The organism is Catenulispora rubra, assembly GCF_015356825.1.
In the GTDB taxonomy this organism is placed as follows: Bacteria; Actinomycetota; Actinomycetes; order Streptomycetales; family Catenulisporaceae; genus Catenulispora; species Catenulispora rubra.
Window position 1 is genome coordinate 12,456 of the sequence record NZ_JAACYW010000126.1, and the last position, 19,319, is coordinate 31,774.

The 19,319-nt window shown below is 70.1% G+C and carries 17 protein-coding genes; 11 read left to right on the top strand and 6 right to left on the bottom strand.

The window, feature by feature from the left end; all coding sequences use genetic code 11:
• Position 1: 1 nt before the first annotated feature.
• The 3 genes from GWK61_RS29425 to GWK61_RS29435 form a co-directional block, all read right to left on the bottom strand.
• Positions 2–2,131 carry a putative Ig domain-containing protein gene (locus tag GWK61_RS29425; RefSeq protein WP_194913997.1) on the bottom strand — a complete coding sequence of 710 codons (2,130 nt, stop codon included), beginning with the start codon at positions 2,129–2,131 and terminating at the stop codon, positions 2–4.
• A 459-nt stretch (positions 2,132–2,590) separates the two neighbouring features.
• Positions 2,591–3,952, bottom strand: coding sequence for a M16 family metallopeptidase (locus GWK61_RS29430; protein ID WP_194914001.1), 1,362 nt, complete (start codon positions 3,950–3,952; stop codon positions 2,591–2,593).
• Entirely contained in the window at positions 3,949–5,358 is a 1,410-nt protein-coding gene (locus GWK61_RS29435; RefSeq protein ID WP_194914003.1) for a M16 family metallopeptidase, read from the bottom strand. The genes GWK61_RS29430 and GWK61_RS29435 overlap by 4 nt, the downstream gene beginning before the upstream one ends.
• Before the next feature lie 102 nt (positions 5,359–5,460).
• On the opposite strand from GWK61_RS29435, the gene GWK61_RS29440 reads away from it, so the two are divergent.
• Entirely contained in the window at positions 5,461–5,967 is a 507-nt protein-coding gene (locus tag GWK61_RS29440; RefSeq protein ID WP_194914005.1) for a MarR family winged helix-turn-helix transcriptional regulator, read from the top strand.
• Between the two features lie 91 nt (positions 5,968–6,058).
• A complete protein-coding gene (icmA, locus tag GWK61_RS29445; RefSeq protein WP_194914007.1) occupies positions 6,059–7,750 on the top strand; it encodes a coenzyme B12-dependent isobutyryl-CoA mutase large subunit in 1,692 nt (563 codons plus the stop codon).
• 66 nt (positions 7,751–7,816) lie between these two features.
• On the opposite strand, the gene GWK61_RS29450 is transcribed toward icmA, so the two are convergent.
• Positions 7,817–8,392: a DUF3159 domain-containing protein gene (locus GWK61_RS29450; protein WP_194914010.1), complete on the bottom strand. Its 576-nt coding sequence runs from the start codon at positions 8,390–8,392 to the stop codon at positions 7,817–7,819.
• Between the two features lie 170 nt (positions 8,393–8,562).
• Here GWK61_RS29450 and GWK61_RS29455 point away from each other — a divergent pair, with 170 nt between their 5' ends.
• On the top strand, positions 8,563–9,117 hold the full coding sequence (locus GWK61_RS29455) for a PadR family transcriptional regulator (protein ID WP_194914012.1): 555 nt from the start codon (positions 8,563–8,565) through the stop codon (positions 9,115–9,117).
• Positions 9,118–9,205: 88 nt separating this feature from the next.
• Here the strand turns inward: GWK61_RS29455 and GWK61_RS29460 are convergent, their stop codons facing one another.
• Positions 9,206–9,838, bottom strand: a complete 633-nt coding sequence (locus tag GWK61_RS29460; RefSeq protein ID WP_194914016.1) for a TetR/AcrR family transcriptional regulator — start codon at positions 9,836–9,838, stop codon at positions 9,206–9,208.
• 248 nt (positions 9,839–10,086) lie between these two features.
• Here GWK61_RS29460 and GWK61_RS29465 point away from each other — a divergent pair, with 248 nt between their 5' ends.
• The 3 genes from GWK61_RS29465 to GWK61_RS29475 all read left to right on the top strand — a co-directional run bounded on the left by GWK61_RS29465 (position 10,087) and on the right by GWK61_RS29475 (position 13,196).
• Positions 10,087–11,100: a tetratricopeptide repeat protein gene (locus GWK61_RS29465; protein ID WP_194914018.1), complete on the top strand. Its 1,014-nt coding sequence runs from the start codon at positions 10,087–10,089 to the stop codon at positions 11,098–11,100.
• 540 nt (positions 11,101–11,640) lie between these two features.
• On the top strand, positions 11,641–12,318 hold the full coding sequence (locus GWK61_RS29470; RefSeq protein WP_228563137.1) for a DUF6230 family protein: 678 nt from the start codon (positions 11,641–11,643) through the stop codon (positions 12,316–12,318).
• Between the two features lie 95 nt (positions 12,319–12,413).
• A complete protein-coding gene (locus GWK61_RS29475) occupies positions 12,414–13,196 on the top strand; it encodes a DUF6114 domain-containing protein (RefSeq protein WP_194914020.1) in 783 nt (260 codons plus the stop codon).
• A 61-nt stretch (positions 13,197–13,257) separates the two neighbouring features.
• Here GWK61_RS29475 and GWK61_RS29480 read toward each other — a convergent pair whose 3' ends face one another.
• Positions 13,258–14,520 carry a hypothetical protein gene (locus tag GWK61_RS29480; RefSeq protein WP_194914021.1) on the bottom strand — a complete coding sequence of 421 codons (1,263 nt, stop codon included), beginning with the start codon at positions 14,518–14,520 and terminating at the stop codon, positions 13,258–13,260.
• Between the two features lie 7 nt (positions 14,521–14,527).
• Between GWK61_RS29480 and GWK61_RS29485 the strand changes: the two genes are divergently transcribed.
• The 5 genes from GWK61_RS29485 to GWK61_RS29505 all read left to right on the top strand — a co-directional run bounded on the left by GWK61_RS29485 (position 14,528) and on the right by GWK61_RS29505 (position 18,339).
• The gene (locus GWK61_RS29485; RefSeq protein ID WP_194914023.1) at positions 14,528–15,046 is read left to right on the top strand and encodes a hypothetical protein; all 519 of its coding nucleotides are present in this window, start codon (positions 14,528–14,530) and stop codon (positions 15,044–15,046) included.
• Between the two features lie 148 nt (positions 15,047–15,194).
• Entirely contained in the window at positions 15,195–15,968 is a 774-nt protein-coding gene (locus GWK61_RS29490; protein WP_194914040.1) for an enoyl-CoA hydratase/isomerase family protein, read from the top strand.
• Between the two features lie 124 nt (positions 15,969–16,092).
• A complete protein-coding gene (locus tag GWK61_RS29495) occupies positions 16,093–16,992 on the top strand; it encodes a heavy metal-binding domain-containing protein (RefSeq protein ID WP_194914025.1) in 900 nt (299 codons plus the stop codon).
• Between the two features lie 33 nt (positions 16,993–17,025).
• A complete protein-coding gene (locus GWK61_RS29500) occupies positions 17,026–17,859 on the top strand; it encodes a heavy metal-binding domain-containing protein (RefSeq protein ID WP_228563138.1) in 834 nt (277 codons plus the stop codon).
• A 42-nt stretch (positions 17,860–17,901) separates the two neighbouring features.
• The gene (locus GWK61_RS29505; RefSeq protein WP_194914034.1) at positions 17,902–18,339 is read left to right on the top strand and encodes a hypothetical protein; all 438 of its coding nucleotides are present in this window, start codon (positions 17,902–17,904) and stop codon (positions 18,337–18,339) included.
• Positions 18,340–19,319: the final 980 nt, after the last annotated feature.

Below are 19,319 nucleotides of genomic sequence, written 5' to 3' on the forward strand. Positions count from 1 at the left end.
GTCAGTTGACGTTCAGAGCGGTGTCGTCCACCACGAAGGACGTCTGCAGCGAGGCGTCCTCGGTGCCGGTGAACTTCAGGGTGACGGTCTGGCCGATGTAGCTGGCCAGGCTGAAGGAGTGCTGGGTGTAGCCGCTGGCGGCGTTCAGGTTGCTGTAGGTGGCCAGGGTGCCGAGCACGGTGCCCGAGGAGTTCAGGACCTGGACCGACAGTTTGTCGTAGGCCGTGGTGGTCGTGGTCTCCGCGGTGTCGATGTGCAGCCAGAAGGAGAAGTTCGCCGTCTTGCAGGTGGAGGCGATGCTGACCTTCTGGGACAGGGTGTCGGTGTGGGTGGTGCCGTAGCCGTCGAGCCAGGCGTCGTAGCTGCCGGAGTGGGCGGGCTCGGAGGTGGTGTCGCTGTTGATGACACCGGAGGTCGCGGTCCACGGGGACGCGCTACCGGTCTCGAAGCCGGGGTTGCCCAGCAGCTGGGCCGCGGTGCAGCCGCCGCCACCGGAGGGGTTGACCGTCCAGGAGAAGGTCGTGGAGCCGGAGGCGGTGCCCGAGGACGCGGTCACAGTCACCGACGAGGTGCCGGTGCCGCTCGGGGTGCCGGTGATGGCGCCGGAGGAGCTGATCGACAGGCCGGCCGGGAGACCGGAGGCCGAGTAGGTCAGCGACTTGCCGGCCGAGTCGGAACCGGAGATCTGCAGGGTGCTGATGGCAGTGCCCTGAGTCGAGGTCTGGTTGCCGGGGTTGGACACGGAGACCGTCTCAGTGCCGCCCTGCGGGTTCACCGTCCAGCTGAACGACGTGGTGCCGCTCGCGGTGCCCGAGGACGCGGTCACGGTCACCGACGAGGTGCCGGTGCCGCTGGGGGTGCCGGTGATGGCGCCGGAGGAGCTGATCGACAGGCCGGCCGGCAGCCCGGTGGCGGAGTAGGTCAGCGACTTGCCGGCCGAGTCCGAACCCGAGATCTGCAGGGTGCTGATGGCAGTGCCCTGCGTCGAGGTCTGGTTGCCCGGGTTGGTCACCGAGACCGTCTCGGTGCTGCCGTGGTTCACGATCGGATGCGAGATGGCGCAGGCGTTGGTGTCGTTGGACCACGAGGCCTGCTCGGAGTAGGTGCCGAAGGAGCCGAACGAGATGTTCGCGGCGCCGCCGGCGGTGCCGGGGGAGAGCCAGGCGCACTCGTCGGAGTTCTCCTGGCCGTTGAAGGACGAGCCGGACACGTGGTTGGTCCAGCCGCCCGCCGGGTTCTGGTCCGACAGCGTCTCGTGCCACTCGTGGCCCAGCGTGATGCTGTAGCCGTCGGTGGTGCCGGGGGAGTTCACGAAGCCGACGCCGCAGCCGGAGCCGGAGTCGATGTTGTACGGCTGGTTGGAGAACGCGAAGTCGCCGACGTCGGAGGACACGGCGCCGCCGGTGAGGGTGGAGTCGCCGTTGTAGTCGTGCCACGCGCAGTACTGGCCCTGGTAGTTGTCAGGGTTCGTACCCGTCGGGGACAGGATCACGTAGTACGAGTGGCGGTTGGACGCGGCGGTGGTGTTGCCGAAGTGGTGCGCCGCGGCCAGGGCTTCCTGGCCCAGCTGGTTCCCGCTCGCGGCCGACGGGGAGGCCTGCGAGTTGTCGTACCAGACGCCGGCGAGCACGCCGCCGCTCTGGTAGGGCACGAACTGGGAGGCCGGCAGGTTGCTCGGGCAGGCGACCGCGCCGGAGGACACGCCGGAGCCGTCACACCATTGCGTGAGGTCCGCGGACCACAGCTCGTTGTTGGTGCCTATGCCCTTGAACATCTGCTGGGCGACGCCCGCGGCGCCAGCTGAGTCGCTGGAGAACTTGGCGTTCCCGTTGGAGTCGGTGCTCTGCGTTCCCCACTGGTTGCCGTAGAAAACAAGGTAGACCTGGGACTTGGCGCCCGACATGACACCGGTGCCGTCGATGCCGCCGCCGTAGGACAGCGTCTCCGGGCCGGTCGCCGCATTGGTGGCGTTGGTGCTGGGGTGCGAAGCGCTCCAGGCCTTCGCCTTCTGGTTCTGCTGGATGGTGGGGACGGCCCCGTGCCGGTAGGGGTGGCCGTACGTGGGGTCATACGGGTTCTGGGTGGTGGTGCCGGAAGTGGTGCTGGAGTCGGCGCCGGAGGGCGATGTCATCGCCGCTCCGTTCGCGGCGGTGGCGAACAGCGTGATCGCCGCTGCGGCAAGGCCTGCCGCCGCTCTCAGTGGGACCCGGTGCACGTGGTTTTCCTCTCCGAACCGGTTCACGGTCCAGTCTTGGAGGGTGGGGTATAAGGACACGTACCGACCGGGAAATTAGGGGGCTTTCGGTTCGCCGTCAACGCACATCGCCGGTAAATATTCTGTAAACCTGGGGAACCGCCGTCAGAATTCGCGTGCGGAGGGCTTGCCGCAAGGGGTGGGTAAGGGCATCGCAAGAGGTTCGTTTGACGGTGAAGACCGAGGTCAACATGTGGAGACAGCATCAAGGCCCGCTGATCCCGGGGATCAGCGGGCCTTGATATTCAGAGCAAACTCAGAGGTTTCAGAGAAGTGGCCTGAAGACCCTGTCCCGCCGACCTCGTGAAAAGATCAAGCGGAAAAAGATCAAGCGGATCAAGCCTGTCCTTCGTCGTCCACCCGGACCGTGCCGATCCCGGCCTCGGTGAGCCCGGGGAGGATCTTCTCGGCGTCGCCCTCGATCACCACCACCGCGTGCTCGGGGAACAGCCGCTTGGCCGCGGCGGCGTCCACCTCGTCCTTGGACAGCTGCGTGTACTCGGTGTACTTGCGGGTGTAGTAGTCGTCCGGCAGCCCGAACTCCACGATCTGCGCCAGCGCGCCGCCGACCGAGCCGGGGGTCTGCAGCGCGATCGGCAGCGAGCCGGTCCGGTAGGCCTTCGTCGAGGCCAGCTCGTCGTCGGTCACCCCGCCGGCCTTGATGCGCTCGATCTCGGCCAGGGCGTCCACCGCGGCGTCGGCGGTCACCTCGGTGTGGACCGAGGCCGTCGCCGAGAACACGCCGCTGTCGCGGTTCAGGTCGAAGCCGCCGCGCGCGCCGTAGGTGTAGCCCTTCACCTCGCGCAGCTGGTGGTTCAGCCGCGAGTTGAAGGTGCCGCCGAGGATCGTGGCCATGGCCTCGATCGCCGTGTAGTCCGGGGTGTCGCGGCGCGGCGCGTGGTGCGCGATGGCCAGCACGGACTGCACGGAGCCGGGCCGGTCCACCACCAGGATCTCGCGGTCCACCAGGTCGCGGGCGCCGGTCGGGGCCGGCGGCGTGACCTCCGGGGCGGCCTGGCCGAGCAGGATCTCGCCGAGCGCGGCGACGTCCACCCCCGACAGGTCGCCGGCCAGCAGCAGGGTGCCGCCGAGGGCCAGGTGCGCGCCGTGGAACGCGCGGACGTCGTCCAGTGTCAGGGCGCTGACGGAGGCGACGGTCCCGGTGTCCTGCTTGCTGTAGCGGCTCTCCGGCAGGTACAGCCCGCGGTTCAGGGCCTCGTTGGCGCGGGTGCCGGGCATCGCCCAGGCGGTGGTCAGCTTGGCGACGCGGTCGCCGCGGACCCGGTCGAAGTCGTTCTCGGCCAGCCGGGGCCGGCGCAGCGCCTCGGCGAGCAGCGCTACCGCGGCGGCGAGCCGGTCCACCGGCGCCTGCACCCCGACCCGGAGCACGTCGGCGTCGACCGAGCCGGACCAGGAGGCGCCCAGGGATTCCAGGGCCAGGGCGAAGTCGTCGCCGCTCTTGAGCTCCGTGCCCTCGCGCAGCAGGTCCGCCGTGATCTTGCCGACGCCCTCCTTGCCCTCCGGCTCCCGGACGAATCCGGCCTCCAGCAGCACGCCGGCGTAGGCCATGCGCTGGCCCGGCAGGTGCGCGGCGACGATCTGGCCGCCGGGCAGCGTGGTGCGGGTGACGGCCGGGAACTCGTAGGGGCGCGGGGGCCCGCCGGCCGGGCGCTCGGTGACCAGGGTGTTGGTGCTCATGCGTCGGCCTCCTGGGCGTCCTGGGCGTCGTTGGCGCCGGCGTCCCCGTCGGTCTCGGCGTCCGGGGTCGCGTTCGTCACGTACTCGATGACGACGCGGTTGTCGTCGGGAAGGATCAGGGCGGCGGTGCGCTGCATGTCCTCGGTGGTGACCGCCTCCAGACGCGCCAGGTACTCGCGCACGATCTTCGGGTCGCGCTCCAGGGTCGCGTACTGGCCGAGCAGGTCGGCCCGCCCCCCGAGCTCGCTGACGGCCCGCAGCCAGTCGCTGGTGAGCAGCGCCTTGGCGCGGCCGAGTTCGGCCTCCGACACCGGCTCGGAGCCGTCGGCCAGGCCGTCCAGCACGGCGGTGAACTCCCGCTCCACCTCGGTGGCCTCGACGCCGTCGCGCGGGCTGAACAGGGCGAAGAAGACCGAGGCGCCGTAAGCCAGATTCCACACCGAGGTGTAGGACTCCTCGCGCTGCGCGAGGTTCTTCTCGGTGACCAGCTTGCGGTACAGCCGCGAGCCGCGGCCGCGGCCGAGGACGGTGGCCAGGACCTCGACGGCGGTGAAGTCCGGGTGCCGGGAGTCCGGGGCGCGGAACATCATGAACGTCATCGGGCGCGGCACCGAGTCGTCCGGCTCCACCCGGCGCTTGGTCTCGCCGATCTTGATCTGCGGCAGCGTGCCGTCCGGCGCGGCCGGGATGTCGCCGTGCCGCTGGATCCCGCCGAAGTACTTCTCCGCCAGGCGCACGACCTCCTCGGCGTCGACGTCGCCGGCGACGGTGAGCACCGCGTTGTTCGGCGAGTAGTAGACCGCGTTGAAGTCCTGGAAGTCCTCCAGGGCCGCTTCCTGCAGCTCGTCCATCGAGCCGATGGTGGTGTGGTGGTACGGGTGGCCCTCGGGGAAGGTGAGCTGGAGGGCGTATTCCACCCAGCGGCCGTAGGGCGGGTTGTCGTAGCGCTGGCGCCGCTCGTTCTTCACGACCTCGCGCTGGTTGTCCAGGGTGTCCTGGGTCAGGGCCAGCGAGCCCATGCGGTCGGCCTCCAGCCACAGCGCCAGCTCCAGCTGCGAGGAGGGCATGACCTGGAAGTAGTTGGTGCGGTCGGGGCTGGTGGTGGCGTTGATCGCGGCGCCGCCGGCCGCCGTCACCCACTCGAAGTGCTCGCCCTTGGCCACGTGCGACGATCCCTCGAACATCAAGTGCTCGAACAGGTGCGCGAAGCCGTGTTTCCCGGTCCGCTCGTGGCGTGAGCCCACGTCGTACCAGAGGTTGACCGCCGCGATCGGCGTGGTGGGATCGGCGCTGACCACGACGCGCAGTCCGTTGTCGAGCACTGCTTCGTGGATCGGCCAGGGGAATGACGCGGCGGCGGCCTTCTCGGCCTCTGGCTTACCCGGTTCGCTCTTGACCTCTGTCACGTTTGCCAGTCAACGCGATCGGTCGGCGGTTCGTCCACTCAACGCGCAGACCGTCCGCTGTAGGGGAACACCCCGCGCGCCGGGAGCGACTAACGTAACCGCGTGCCCAAGGACCACAGCCTCAACTTCGATCCGATCGAGCGCGCCTTCCAATCGTGGACGGATCGCTGGGGTGAGTCGACCTCGATGCTCGCCATCACCTCGGTCATGCGGGCCCAGCAACTGCTGCTGGCCAGGGTGGACGCGATCGTCAAGCCCTACGAGCTCACCTTCGCCCGGTACGAGGCGCTGGTGCTGCTGACGTTCAGCCGGGCCGGATCGCTGCCGCTGTCGAAGATCGGGCAGCGCCTACAGGTGCACCCGACGTCGGTCACCAACATCATCGACCGGCTGGAGAAGTCGGGTCTGGTGGCCCGGCGCCCCAATCCCGACGACGGCCGCGGCACCTTGGCCGAGATCACCGCCAAGGGGCGCGAAGTCGTCGAGGACGCGACCCGCGACCTGATGGCCGCCGAGTTCGGGATAGGGGCGCTGAGCGCGGAACAGCACCGGTCGCTGTTCGAAGTGCTGCGGGAGCTGCGGGTCGCGGCCGGCGACTTCGAGGTCTAGAGAGTCCGGTTCGAGGTCTAGAGAGTCCGGGTTGCCTGCTCGGCGGACTCCTGTTCGCATTTAGTAGGACGTCCTAGTAAAATCTCGGGGTATGGACTCCGAGCAGATCTCCGCAGGCCGCGACCGCTGGCAGGCACGCTACGACGCCGCGCGCAAGCGGGTCGCCGATTTCACCACGATCTCCGGCACCGACGTCGAGCCGGTCTACGGCCCGCCGGAGGGTTCCGAGGTCCCCGGCTTCGAGCGCATCGGGTGGCCGGGGGAATTCCCCTACACGCGCGGGATCCACCCGACCGGGTACCGCGGCAAGCCGTGGACCATTCGGCAGTTCGCCGGCTTCGGCAACGCCGAGCAGACCAACGAGCGCTACCGGATGATCCTGGCCAACGGCGGCGGCGGGCTGTCCGTGGCCTTCGACATGCCGACGCTCATGGGCTACGACTCCGACTCCGGCCGCGCCCTCGGCGAGGTCGGGCACTGCGGCGTCGCCATCGACTCCGCCGCCGACATGGAGGTGCTGTTCAAGGACATCCCGCTGGGCGACGTCACCACTTCGATGACGATCAGCGGCCCGGCCGTCCCGGTGTTCTGCATGTACCTGGTCGCCGCCGAGCGTCAGGGCGTGGACATCGGCCGGCTCAACGGCACGCTCCAGACCGACATCTTCAAGGAGTACATCGCGCAGAAGGAGTGGCTGTTCGACCCCGAGCCGCACCTGCGCCTGATCGGCGACCTGATGGAGTTCACGGCCGAGAAGGTGCCGGCGTACAAGCCGCTGTCTGTGTCCGGCTACCACATCCGCGAGGCGGGGGCGACGGCCGCGCAGGAGCTGGCGTTCACGCTGGCCGACGGCTTCGGCTACGTGGAACTCGGGCTGTCGCGCGGCATGGACGTCGACGTGTTCGCCCCGGGCCTGTCGTTCTTCTTCGACGCGCACGTGGAGTTCTTCGAGGAGATCGCGAAGTTCCGTGCGGCCCGCCGTATCTGGGCCCGCTGGATGCGCGACGTCTACGGCGCCAAGACCGAGAAGGCGCAGTGGCTGCGCTTCCACACCCAGACCGCCGGCGTGTCGCTGACCGCGCAGCAGCCGGACAACAACGTGGTCCGCACCGCGATCGAGGCCCTGGCCGGCGTCCTGGGCGGCACCAACTCGCTGCACACCAACGCCCTGGACGAGGTGCTGGCCCTGCCCTCGGCGAAGGCGGCGGAGATCGCGCTGCGCACGCAGCAGGTGATCATGGAGGAGACCGGCGTCGCGAACGTCGCGGACCCGCTCGGCGGCAGCTGGTACGTCGAGGCGCTGACCGACCGCATCGAGGCCGAGGCCGAGGCGATCTTCCAGCGCATCAAGGACCTGGCACCGAACGGCGCCCAGCACCCGGTCGGCCCGATGACCGCCGGCCTGCTGCGCGGCATCGAGGACGGCTGGTTCACCTCCGAGATCGCCGAGGCCTCGTTCGCCTACCAGCGCTCGGTCGAGAAGGGCGACAAGCGCGTCGTCGGCGTGAACGCCTACACCGACGCGATCGACGAACCGCTGGAGATCATGCGCGTCTCGCACGAGGTGGAGCGCGAGCAGGTACGCGTCCTCGGCTCGCGCAAGGCGGAGCGCGACAACGCGGCGGTCGAAGCGGCCCTGGCGACGATGCTGGAGGCGGCGCGCAGCGGGGCGAACATGGTGCCTTCGATGCTGGACGCGGTGCGCGCCGAGGCGACGCTCGGCGAGATCTGCGACGCGCTGCGCGCGGAATGGGGCGTGTACCGGGAGCCGGCCCGGATCTGAGTTCTCTGAGGTTCTCTGAACAGCTGAAACGCCGGCCGGGCCTGAAAGGGTCCGGCCGGCGCTTCGTCACGCGGCCGCGGCCGCAGTCGTGGCGTCATCAGCCTCCTGCGCCCGAGCCCGGGCCGAAGCGACATAGCGCCCCGTGAAGACCATCGGCACGACGAACGCCGCGACCTGGACCGTGAGGCGCGGCGCCACCGAGGAGTGCGCCAGGAACGCCAGCGCGACCGCGCCGACCACAAAGCTGGCGGTCCACACCGCCGTGATGACCACGTTCACCCGGAGGAACGCCGGGTGGTCCCAGGCCTCGCGGGGCATCTCCTGCTTGGCGATGCCCAGCGTGAACGGCTCGCGCAGGGCCAGAGACCCGAGCCCGATCAGTCCGAGGGCCCCGGAGGCCAGGGCGGGGACGTAGGCGTGCAGGGCGGTGTGCGGGTCGGCGAAGGCCAGGACGGTCAGCGCGGCGAAGTAGACCGCCGAGCCGATGGCGATGATCTGGGCGTCCAGGGGCAGGCCGGCGCGGGTCTGGCGGACCACGCCGAACACCGACAGGGCGAATGCGGCCAGCGCCGCCCAGGTCCACGCACTGCCTGGGACGACCGCGAAGGCGATCCAGGGTGCGAAGGCGAGGAGGTACGCCACGGGGGCTCCTTCCGGGAGCGATCGACGTTCCAAAAGTGGACGGTCCACTTATGACAGGTCGAAGTTAGAAGGTCCTGTGCTGACGTGTCAATCGTGGAAGGTCGTGATAGACCTGTCGGGGGATGATCGATCGACGGACGGACCGTCGCACCGGAAGCGAGGCGGATCGCGTGAGCCTGCGACACGCACTGCTCGGCCTGCTGCACGAGCAGCCGGCCAGCGGCTACGACCTCATGCAGGTCTTCAACGCCTCGCTGCACAACATCTGGCCGGCCACCCAGAGCCAGGTCTACTCCGAGCTGACCAAGCTCGCGGCCTCCGGTCTGCTGTCGGTGTCCGCGCAGGGCCCGCGTGGGCGCAAGGAGTACACGCTGACCGACGCCGGCCGCGCCGAGCTCCAGCACTGGCTGGTGGAGGTCGAGACCGACGTGCACCCGCGCAGCGAGGGGCTGCTGAAGGTGTTCCTGCTCGGTGCCGTCTCCCGGGACCAGGCCACCGGGTTCCTGGCCTGGCTGGGGAAGATGGCCGACAAGGACGTCGCGGCGATGGAGGCGCTGGATGCGTCCATCGAGTGGGAGGACGAGGACCTGCACGTCTACGGACGGCTGGTGCTGGAGTTCGCCAAACGGCTGGCGGCCATGAGCCGGGAGTGGTCGGACTGGGCCGTCGAGCAGATCAATGCTTCCGGCGGTGCGCCGGGGCAGCGGCAGCAGTCAGCTGACTGACAACGGCCTGACCACTGACACGCGCCGTTCCGGTCCTTCGGGCGCCGGGCTGGATCCCGGCTCCGGACCCAAGACGCTGATCCCGGCGCTAGATCCCGCCGCTCAGCCGCAGCTGCGCCAGCCCCGCCAGCACCACCGACACGAACCGCGTCAGGTACTCCTCGTCGACCGACTGCCCCTTGATCAGGATCCGGTGCACCAGCGTCCCGCAGATCATGTCGAAGATCAGGTCGATGTCCGTCTCGCCCTCGACCTCGCCGCGCGCGCACGCGCGCTCCCAGGCCTCGTACACCAGGTGCCGCTGCGGATCGATCACCTTGCCGATCACCTTCGCGCGCAGCGACGGGTCGCGGTCGGCCTCCGCCGACAGCGCCAACAGTGCCGCCTGGGTTTCCGGCAGTTGCAGCAACTCTACGTACTGGCCGACCGTGGCCAGAGCGTCCTGCAGCATCGAGCCGCGGTCCAGGACCTCCAGATGCGAGAACAACTCCGCCATCGCGTCCACCACCAGATCGGCCTTGCCCGGCCAACGGCGGTAGAGCGTTGTCTTGGCGACGCCGGCGCGCGACGCCACCTCGGCGATGGTCAGGTCGGGCCAGCCGCGTTCGGCGAGCAGGGCTCGGGTGGCGGTGAGGATGGCGATGTCGGCGTCGGCGTTGCGGGGGCGGCCCCGGGTGCGGGCGCCGCTGGGCTCTCTTGTGTCCTCGGACCCCGACGCCATCGCCGCCGCCTCCTTCTGAAGTCGCTCGTCGTCGGCTGCCCGGTATACCGGTGCGTACTCGCGGGCCCCTGGTGGCAGCTTGTTCACCCGATCTTCACGCGGCCCGGTCTTTTGCGATACGCTTCGACGCGTATCTTAATGACGAGTCTTGCTTCCACGAGCGGGACACGCAAGTACGCCAGCCCCCTCCAGGTGGGGACCCGGAGGGGAGTTGGCGTGAGGTTAGCCGGAAAGGGGAGGATGGCGCCATGAGACAGCGACCTCAGCTCCCCGGGATGGCTGCCGGCGGAGGCGCCGGCCTGCCCGCCTCCGCCCTGCGCGGAGTGGTGGACCTCGGGGCCCTCGCCGCCAAGCCGCAGGCCACAGCAGCCGCGCCTGCTCCGGCGGCCCCGGCCGACGGCGGCGCGCCGGGCTCCGGCCCGGCCGGCGACGGTACCGGCTCCATCGCCTCGCCCCTGGTCTTCGACACGTCCGACGCCACTTTCGACGCCGACGTCATCGAGCGCTCGATGACCGTTCCGGTGGTCATCGACTTCTGGGCCGAGTGGTGCGGCCCGTGCAAGCAGCTCTCCCCGGTGCTGGAGCGGCTGACCGAGGAGTACGGCGGCCGCTTCGTGCTGGCCAAGCTGGACGTGGACGCGAACCCGCTGCTGGCGCAGGAGTTCGGCATCCAGTCCATCCCGATGGTGATGGCCGTGGTCGGCGGCCGCCTGGTCCCGCTGTTCCCGGGCGCGGTCCCGGAGGCGCAGGTCCGGCGCTACCTGGACGAGCTGCTGCGGCTGGCCGCCGAGAACGGGGTCACCGGCACCGCCGACGGCCAGGCCCCGGCCGAGCTGCCCGAGCCGCCGATGGACCCGGCGCTCGCCGCCGCCTACACCGCGCTGGAGGACAACGACCTCGACGGCGCCGCGCAGGCCTTCCGCGACGTGCTGGCCGCCAACCCCGGCGACACCGAGGCCAAGCTGGCGCTGGCCCAGGTCGAGCTCATGCTCAACACCCGCGACCTGGACGCCGGCCAGGTGCAGGCCGACGCCGAGGCCAAGCCGGACGACGCCGCGGCCCAGATCGCCGCCGCCGAGCTGGACCTGTCGACCGGCCGGGTGGAGCAGGCGATCGACCGGCTGGTGGCCTTCGTGGCCCGCAGCGCCGGCGCCGAGCGGGACGTCGCACGGGTGAAGTTGCTCGACTTCTTCGAGCTGCTGGGCCCGGAGGATCCGCGCACCGCGGTGGGCCGTCGCAAGCTGACCAGCGTGCTGTTCTGAGGGCTTGCTCAACCCCGGCTCAGCGGGTCGTTCCGCCGGCGGCGGAACGACCCGGCGGGTGACCGGCGCAAACGCTCCCGCGCCTGATCAAGACCGGCGTGAGGCCGGGATTTTACTTTTTCTTTGCCAACTGTCACACCGGCTTGACGGCTCATCAGACCTCGGATGAGAGCGCCGTCACAGCCAGGTGATTAGCGGTCTTTGTCTGGATTTAACAACTACACAGAGTATCCAATTAGGCGTCAGTTCTTGTTTATGAGTGCCCTAAGCCCCTCCGGCGGGCAAAGACCGTCCCGGGTTCGTGTTACCGACCGGTAACGAACCCCTTGTGCGGCGGGCGCGAGTAGACCACGATCACATCCGCTCGGTCTGTTAATCCGACGATCCCCGAAACGATCGCGCGGCAGCAGGTCCCCACCGGGTCGGCAGAGCTTCTCGTCGCTGCCGTTGCCGAGGAGTCCGCCAAGGGCTCGCTTCGGCCCGCATGCCGCGGTCCGGCGCGTGCCGGACTCGTCCCATCCGCTCGTGGAGGAGTAACGCATGAAGGACGCAATGGGCGCCCAGGTGCTGGGCGGTACCAAGTGGAAGCGCTTCGCCCTCGTTATGGTGCCGACCGTCGGCATCGCCGGCGCACTGACCGTCTCGATGGCCCAGGGCGTGCTGGCGACTTCCTTCGCCGTGTCGGGCCAGCCGTTCAAGGTCACGGCCAGCGAGCTGGACGGTACGAACTTCATCCAGTCCGGCGACATCATCCCGACCGCCGATGGCAAGGCGCACGCGGTGGCCGTGGCCGGCATCTCGAAGGCGACGATCAGCCAGATGTGCCAGTCCGTCGACGTGCCGCTCAGTCTCCCGTTGATGGGCACTGTGCACCTGACCATCGTGCTCAAGGCCGGCCAGGACAAGGGCAACCCGGTGACGGCCAGCAACCTGGTTCTGGACACCAACCAGGTGAACACCTCGGAAGCCGACTTCACCGGTGTCAACATCGGTGCCTCGGCCGCCGACGTCGACGCCAAGTACAAGATTCCCGGCTGGCAGAAGCACGACTCGCAGACCGGCAAGCCCACGAACTACGCGGGCGGCGACTTCGCCCAGGTCGTCGACAACGCCGTCCTGAAGGACGTGAAGCAGACCGCGTACTCGACCACCGCCGGGACCATGACCCTGCCGGGTCTGTCGATCTCCGCGAACCTCAACGGGATCGAGTGCTACTAGGCCCTTGAGGCTCTGAAGCGTTCTGGGAAATCCTGGAGGGCGGGCGCGAGTAGGGCGCGCCCGCCCCATCCACCAGCACCACATCGGGAGTAGCTGTGAGCACCATCGACGTCGAGATGGCCGGAAGCCAGGAGCATCCTGTGGTCCGGGGATGGCGCGCGTTCCGGGTGTGGCGGCGGTCGCGGCCGTTCTGGGCGGGGCTGTGGACGCTCGTCGCGGCGCTGGAGCTGTGGTCCATCCCGTTCCTCCAGCCGCTGATGACGCAGGGCAAGCTGAACGTCAAGATCGCCGGCATCGCGGGCGTGTCGACGATGGCCATCACCCCGGCGCTGATCATGATGGCCATCGCCATGTGGTTCGCGCCCGGCTACCGGGTCTTCGCCGGCGTCTTCACGCTGGTGTGCGCGCTGCTGTCGCTGGTGGTGTCGAACTTCGGCGGCTTCCTGCTGGGGATGCTGCTCGGCGTGTTCGGCGGCGGGCTGGCGTTCTCCTGGACGCCGCGGCTGACCGAGGAGCAGATCGCCGCGCAGGCCAGAGCCGAACAGGCCTACCGGGACGCGCTGGCCGGCGACATGCCGCCCTCGGCGCGCGCGCCGCTGGCCGCGTCGGCCGCCGACAGCGCTGACGGCGCCGACGAGCCGACGATCCCGGGCCAGGCCTCCCTCTACCAGTTCCAGGGGGCCGAGGAGCAGTACTCGGCCGCCGGACCCATTCCGGGCGTCGCGGGTTACCAGGGCACCAAGGGCGAGATGACCTCGGCCCTGCCGCAGGCTGGCGACCCCGCATCCGCCGATACTGTTCCGGCCACGCCGCCGCGGGATGTCGTCCCGCCGCTGCCGCGGGCCGAGGACACACCTGCAGGGGGCATGACGTCTTGAGTGTCACTGGCAGCAACGACAACGAGAACACCGCTGGACCGGACCCGGAGGAGCCGCAGGCTCACCGGGAAGGCGGTACGGCGGCGGGCGCGGGCCACGCGCCGGCCGGAGCCGGCATGACAGGCTTCGCCGACATCGCCGAGATGCGGGCCGCGATCCTGCGTGCCGAGCGAGCCAAGCCCGCCGGTGCCGCGGGGGCGCCAGCCGGGCGTGACGCGGTGCTGGAGGCCCTGATGCGGGCCCGGCGCGACCGCCAGGCCGCCGCCGCGTCCTCCGGGGTGTTCGCGCTCGACGCCGGCCCGGAGCCGGAGCCCGACACCGAGGCCCCGCTGCGCTCGCGCGGCGGCGGTGTGAACAAGCCGCGCGCCGTCGTGCCGACCCCGCTGCTGGCTTCCGAGGCCGAGCGCCTGGTGGACGCCGCACTTACCAAGCGGGCCCGCATGGTGTCCGCGATCGGGCTGCCGGCGGTCTTCCTGGCCGCCACCGGTGTCGCGGTGATGCCGACGGTCGCGAACGCGGCCAGCGCCACCTCGTCGCCCAAGGCGGCCTCCACGGCCTGCACGCCGGGGTCGGGGGCCGTGAAGAACCCTGCTGCTCCGAAGGCCGGCGCGCCGTCCACGGCGCCCAGCACCGGGACCAGCACCCCCAGCTCCTCGTCGAGCAAGCCCGGCGCCGTCGCGACTCCCGGCGCCCCGCAGCCGACCTCCGTCCCGACCTCGCCGCAGCAGTCGGCGCCGTCGAGCCGGCCGTCGAGCGCGCCTTCGGGCACTACGGCCCCGCCGGTCAAGCCGACGCCGACCAGCGCCCCGACGGGCACCACCGCGCCGCCAAGCAAGGCGCCCACCACGGCCCCGACCTCGGCGCCGACCAGTACGCCGAGCCCGAGCTCGTCGGTCACCTGGTGGAACCCGCTGAGCTGGCTGACCACCCAGGTCAACGACGTGTTCAACCCGCCCGCCTCGTCCTCGACGACCAACTCCACGGTGAACAAGCTGGCCGCCGCTCCGGCCGCGGCCCCGAGCACGACCCCGAGCACGTCCCCGACGCCGCTGCTGTCGATCGGCCTGGGCGGTTCGTCGTCGAGCTCGTCCAGCCCGTCGAGCCCGGCCACGCCGCCGAGCTCCAAGCCGAGTTCGGACCCGACCACGGTCCCGAGCACGCCGCAGCCGACGTCCAGCGACTCGGCGAAGCCCCCGACGTCGAGCACGCCTTCGGGTTCCTCGAGTTCGGCACCGTCCTCGTCGGCGTCGAGCAGCCCCTCGGGGGTGCCCTCGACGATCACGATCGGCGGGAAGTCGATCGCGGTGCCGCCCCCGCCCAGCACCGTGTGCGTGGCGGCCGCGGACTCCGGCGCCCTGCGCGAGGCGGAGTGGCACCTGGACGCCTCGTCGCTGACTCTCTACGGCCAGAAGTTCCTCGGTTTCCAGAACATCCAGACCGGTGACGGCCAGACGGTGACCGTCATGGCCATCCACGCGGACGCGATCGACCTGGTCGACATGGTTACGTACAACAAGGACGGCAATCTGCCGGTGTTTTCCAACGGCGGAAAGGGTGCGGACGTCCACCTGACCAACGTCACCCTGCACGTCCTGCAGCAGAAGGGGACCCTGGTGGCCCCCCTGCCGCTCGGGCCGGTCACGCTGGGTCCTCCCGGTGAGGCGGGGACCGACTTGGCCAGCCAGCTGGTGATGGCGCTGCTCCCGCTGGACCTGCCGTTCCCCGAGGTCTTCACGAACGTGCACGTCGACCAGTACCTGCTGACCTCCGACACCCTCGACATCCCGGGCTTCAACGTCCTGGCTGTCCCGGACTCCGCGGCTGCACACGCAGCACACGCGGCGCACTGAGCCGTCTGAGCCCGGTCAGCAGAAAACGATCACAAGGCCCGTGCCCGCCCTCCCGGCGGGCACGGGCTTCTGCTTTGATGAGAACTCCGACACCGCCGTCGGATCACCAGTCCGCACCCCGGGCTCGCGAGAAAGGGTCGGCGCCGAGATGGGCGAGTTCGTACGCGTGGAGACTGAGGGTGCTGTAGGCGTGATCCGCCTTGACCGCCCGAAGATGAACGCGCTGAACGTACAGGTGCAGCGGGAGCTGCACGAGGCCGCCGATCAGGTGAGCGCCGACGAGGCCGTCCGGGCCGTGGTGATCTGGGGCGGCGAGCGGGTCTTCGCGGCCGGCGCGGACATCAAGGAGATGCAGGACATGTCCTACGCGGACATGGCGCGGCACTCCGTACGGCTCCAGAACGCCTTCAAGGCGCTCGCGGGCATCCCCAAGCCGGTCATCGCCGCCATCACCGGCTACGCCCTGGGCGGCGGCTGCGAGCTGGCGCTGACCGCCGACTTCCGGGTCGCGGCCGAGGACGCCAAGCTCGGCCAGCCCGAGATCCTGCTCGGCCTGATCCCCGGCGCCGGCGGCACCCAGCGGCTCCCGCGCCTGGTCGGCCCGGCCAAGGCCAAGGACCTGATCTTCTCCGGGCGCCAGGTGGACGCCGCCGAGGCGCTGGCCATCGGCCTGGTGGACCGCGTGGTGCCGGCGGCCGAGGTGTACAAGACTGCTCTGGAGTGGGCGGGCACTTTCGCCGGGGGTCCGGCGTTGGCCCTGAAGGCGGCCAAGGAGGCCGTGGACCACGGGCTGGAGGTGGACTTGGACACCGGTCTGGAGATCGAGCGCCTGCAGTTCACCGGCACCTTCGCCACCGACGACCGGACCGAGGGCATGCGGGCCTTCGTCGCCAAGGAGAAGCCGGGCTTCACCGGACGTTGAACACCGGACGTTGAACACTGGATGACGAACACCGGGCGTTGAGCACCGGACATTGAACACCGGACGTTGAATGAGGTAGGGGCCCCGCCCCGGGGTCCCGGTAAGCCAAGGAGGCGTCACGGCCATGGAACAGCTCCCGCAGGCGGCCCAGGCCCGGATGGACGAGATCCGGAGCTCCGGCACCTGGGGCTCGGCCCTGACCACCAACGAGTTCGCCGCCGTGCGCGCCGCCGGCTTCGAACCGGTCGGCCAGGTGCTGGGCTCGTGCGTGTACCACCTGGGCTACACCGGCGCCTACAACTGCCCCGGGGCGTGGATGGGCGGTGCGGGGTACACCTCGACCTCCACGGGCCGCTATTCGGCCTACGCGCCGCTGACGCAGTCCCTCTACGAGGCGCGCCGGTTGGCCGTGGACCGGATGAGCACCGAGTGCACGATGCTCGGCGGCGACGGCGTGGTCGGCGTGCGGCTGGCGATCCGGCGCTTCCCGGCCGGCGGGCTGGAGTTCACGGCGATCGGCACCGCGGTGCGCGCCCCGAACAGCGCCGTGAAGCTGCGACACCCGTTCACCTCCCACGTCACCGGCCAGGAGTTCGCCAAGCTGGTGATGAACGGCTGGATCCCGGTGTCGCTGGTGCTCGGGATCGCCATCGGCACCCGGCACGACGACTGGTGGACCCGCATGTCATCCCGCCGCTGGGCCGGCAACCAGGAGGTGGCCGGCTACACGGACCTGGTGAACCAGACCCGCCACGCCTCCCGGGAGGAGCTGGCCCGGCACGTGCGCGGCGTGCACGCCGACGGCGTCGTGGTGTCCTCCATCGAGCTGGAGATCCGGGAGCGCGAGTGCCCGGTCACCGACGGCCAGCGGGACCACATCTGCGAGGCGACCGCGATCGGCACGGCCATAGCGGCGTTCAAGACCAGCGGGCAGCCGGCCCGGACCGGTTCGCTGGCGATCATGTCGCTGGACCCGGAGCGGCGCGCGGCCGCCCGGCGCGAGACTTCTGTGCGGTACCTGTGACTCCCTTCAACGAGGGCTGGAGAGGCAGAGAAAATGGCTGACAAGATCGCCCACACCGCCGCCGGCGTGCCCGAGGACGCCATGCGGCGCCTGGCCGAGCTCAAGCCCGGCGCCCCCGGCTCGATCTTCACCTCGGACCTGTCGGTGAACGAGTTCCTGCTGGTCAAGGAGGCCGGCTTCCGGCCCCTGGGGCTGGTCCTGGGCTCCTCGATCTACCACGTGGGCCTGCAGGTCGCGCGCTGGGGCAAGAGCCAGGAGCTCGACGTCCTGAGCCAGGCCATGTACCACGCCCGCGAGCTGGCGATGACCCGGATGGAGGCCGAGGCGGACGCGCTCGGCGCGGACGGGATCGTGGGCGTGCGCCTGGAGGTGGAGTTCAAGGAGTTCGGCGCCGACGTCGCGGAGTTCATCGCGATCGGCACCGCGGTCAAGGACGACGGCACCGGCCAGCACGGGAACGTCACCTGGCGCAACAACAAGAACCAGCCCTTCACCTCGGACCTGTCCGGGCAGGACTTCTGGACCCTGATCCGCGCCGGCTACGCGCCGCTGGGCATGGTCATGGGCTCGTGCGTGTACCACATCGCGCACCAGCGCTTCGGCGCCGCGCTGGGCAACATCGGCAAGAACGTGGAGCTGGAGCAGTTCACCCAGGCCCTGTACGACGCCCGCGAGCTGGCCATGGCCCGCATGCAGTCCGAGGCCGAGGCGCTGCACGCGGAGGGCATCGTCGGCGTCCAGCTGCGCAACCACAGCCACACCTGGGGCTCGCACACCACGGAGTTCTTCGCCCTGGGCACCGCGGTCCGCCCGCTGCGCCCGGACCACCAGATCGAGCGCCCGACGATGGTGCTGAGCCTGGACTAGAGACCCCCACACCCGCACCGAAAGAGTGGTTGAGTAAGCGGTATGACCACTGACAACCTCCCGGAGCCGGCGGCCGGAGACGAGAACGACGTCTCCGCCGAGCTGATCGCGGCCTCCCTGCGCGCCGACACCGCGGACCTGGAGATCTACGCGCGCGTGCTGTCCACGAACCTGATCGACACCCTCCCGCCCGGCGCGGTGAAGCTGGAGCGCAAGCGCAGCCTGTCCGACCGCGCCGCCGGCCGCGAGGGGCGCGTGGAGTCGGTCGACGTGACGCTGGGCGAGCAGCGCATGACCCTGCGCCTGGGCAAGCACGGCCCGGTCGGCGAGGTCTGCAAGGAAGTCCGCGGCATCGTCCTGTCCCGCCAACAGGTCGCGATGGATGTCTGGATCGAAACGCTGTCCACGGCCATCGCCGAGGCCGCGCGCTCCAACGCCCGAGCCCGCGAAGTGCTGCAACGCTTCGTCCTGGGGGAGTAGCACCCCAGGCGAAGCAGCCGACGAGCGCGACCCCCAACCTCTGCGTGAGATCACGAGTCGGCAACGGCGCGCCCTTCGAACTGGCGCGCCAAGCCGCTGATTCGGCAAAGTGGCGAACCACGTGTGCCCGCCGGCGCCGTGAAAACCGCCTGCCACACGGAAGCACGGACCGCCCATGACAACGCCGCCCGACGCGGGGAACGACCCCGACCGTCCCGGCGAACGACGCGGCCTGGAGAGCTACCCGGAGTTCTTCGCCTACCCGATCGACCCCAACGTGCACGAGACCGCGGTCATACCGCGCGTGCTGGGCGGCGGGCCGCCGCAGTACCAGCAGCCGGGAGCTGCAGGAACGACGGAATCCGGGGCGGGCGAAGGGATTCGGCCTGGGGTCGGTGCGGCGGCCTTGTATCCGGAGACTTATATAAAGGACAAGGCCTCGGGTCACCTGCCGCCGGCCCCGCACGCGCAGAATCCGTCGCCGGCTCCGCACGCGCAGGCTCAGATTCCGCCGATGCGGATGCCGGACGGGCCGCTGCCGCAAACTCAGCCAGTGCTTCCGCCGCCGGTTTCCAACGAGCCGCACGAGTCGGTTCGGCAAGTGCGTGCAGCGATAACGGATTCGCCAACTTCCTACGAGCCGACTCCGCAAATTCAGCCGGCGCCAACACTTCCGCCGCTGTTCTCGCGCACTCCGGCATCGCCCGAGCTGCCGTATCCGCAAACTCCTGCGCCCGCGCAGCCCACGCTCCCGCCGCCGGCTCCCTACGAGCCGCAGGCATCGGCCCCAACCCCGCCGCAGCACGCGCAAGCTCAACCGGCGCCAACACTTCCGCCGCCGCGCGTGCCACTTCCGCCGCGCACAGCTACCCGAGCCATTGGCCCCAGCCAAACTCGCCGCCGGCGCCGCCGCTTTCTCGCCGCCTGGGGCCTGTTATCCGAAACAGGCTCGGCCGACCCGCCCCGAAGGACAGACCGGC

Bases quoted from the DNA above. Each gene is read 5' to 3' on its own strand.
- GWK61_RS29495 (WP_194914025.1), top strand. From the start codon at position 16,093: ATGGAACAGCTCCCGCAGGCGGCCCAGGCCCGGATGGACGAGATCCGG.
- icmA (WP_194914007.1), top strand. From the start codon at position 6,059: ATGGACTCCGAGCAGATCTCCGCAGGCCGCGACCGCTGGCAGGCACGC.
- GWK61_RS29425 (WP_194913997.1), bottom strand. From the start codon at position 2,131: ATGACATCGCCCTCCGGCGCCGACTCCAGCACCACTTCCGGCACCACC.
- GWK61_RS29430 (WP_194914001.1), bottom strand. From the start codon at position 3,952: ATGAGCACCAACACCCTGGTCACCGAGCGCCCGGCCGGCGGGCCCCCG.
- GWK61_RS29470 (WP_228563137.1), top strand. From the start codon at position 11,641: ATGAAGGACGCAATGGGCGCCCAGGTGCTGGGCGGTACCAAGTGGAAG.
- GWK61_RS29500 (WP_228563138.1), top strand. From the start codon at position 17,026: ATGGCTGACAAGATCGCCCACACCGCCGCCGGCGTGCCCGAGGACGCC.
- GWK61_RS29465 (WP_194914018.1), top strand. From the start codon at position 10,087: ATGAGACAGCGACCTCAGCTCCCCGGGATGGCTGCCGGCGGAGGCGCC.
- GWK61_RS29460 (WP_194914016.1), bottom strand. From the start codon at position 9,838: ATGGCGTCGGGGTCCGAGGACACAAGAGAGCCCAGCGGCGCCCGCACC.
- GWK61_RS29490 (WP_194914040.1), top strand. From the start codon at position 15,195: ATGGGCGAGTTCGTACGCGTGGAGACTGAGGGTGCTGTAGGCGTGATC.
- GWK61_RS29505 (WP_194914034.1), top strand. From the start codon at position 17,902: ATGACCACTGACAACCTCCCGGAGCCGGCGGCCGGAGACGAGAACGAC.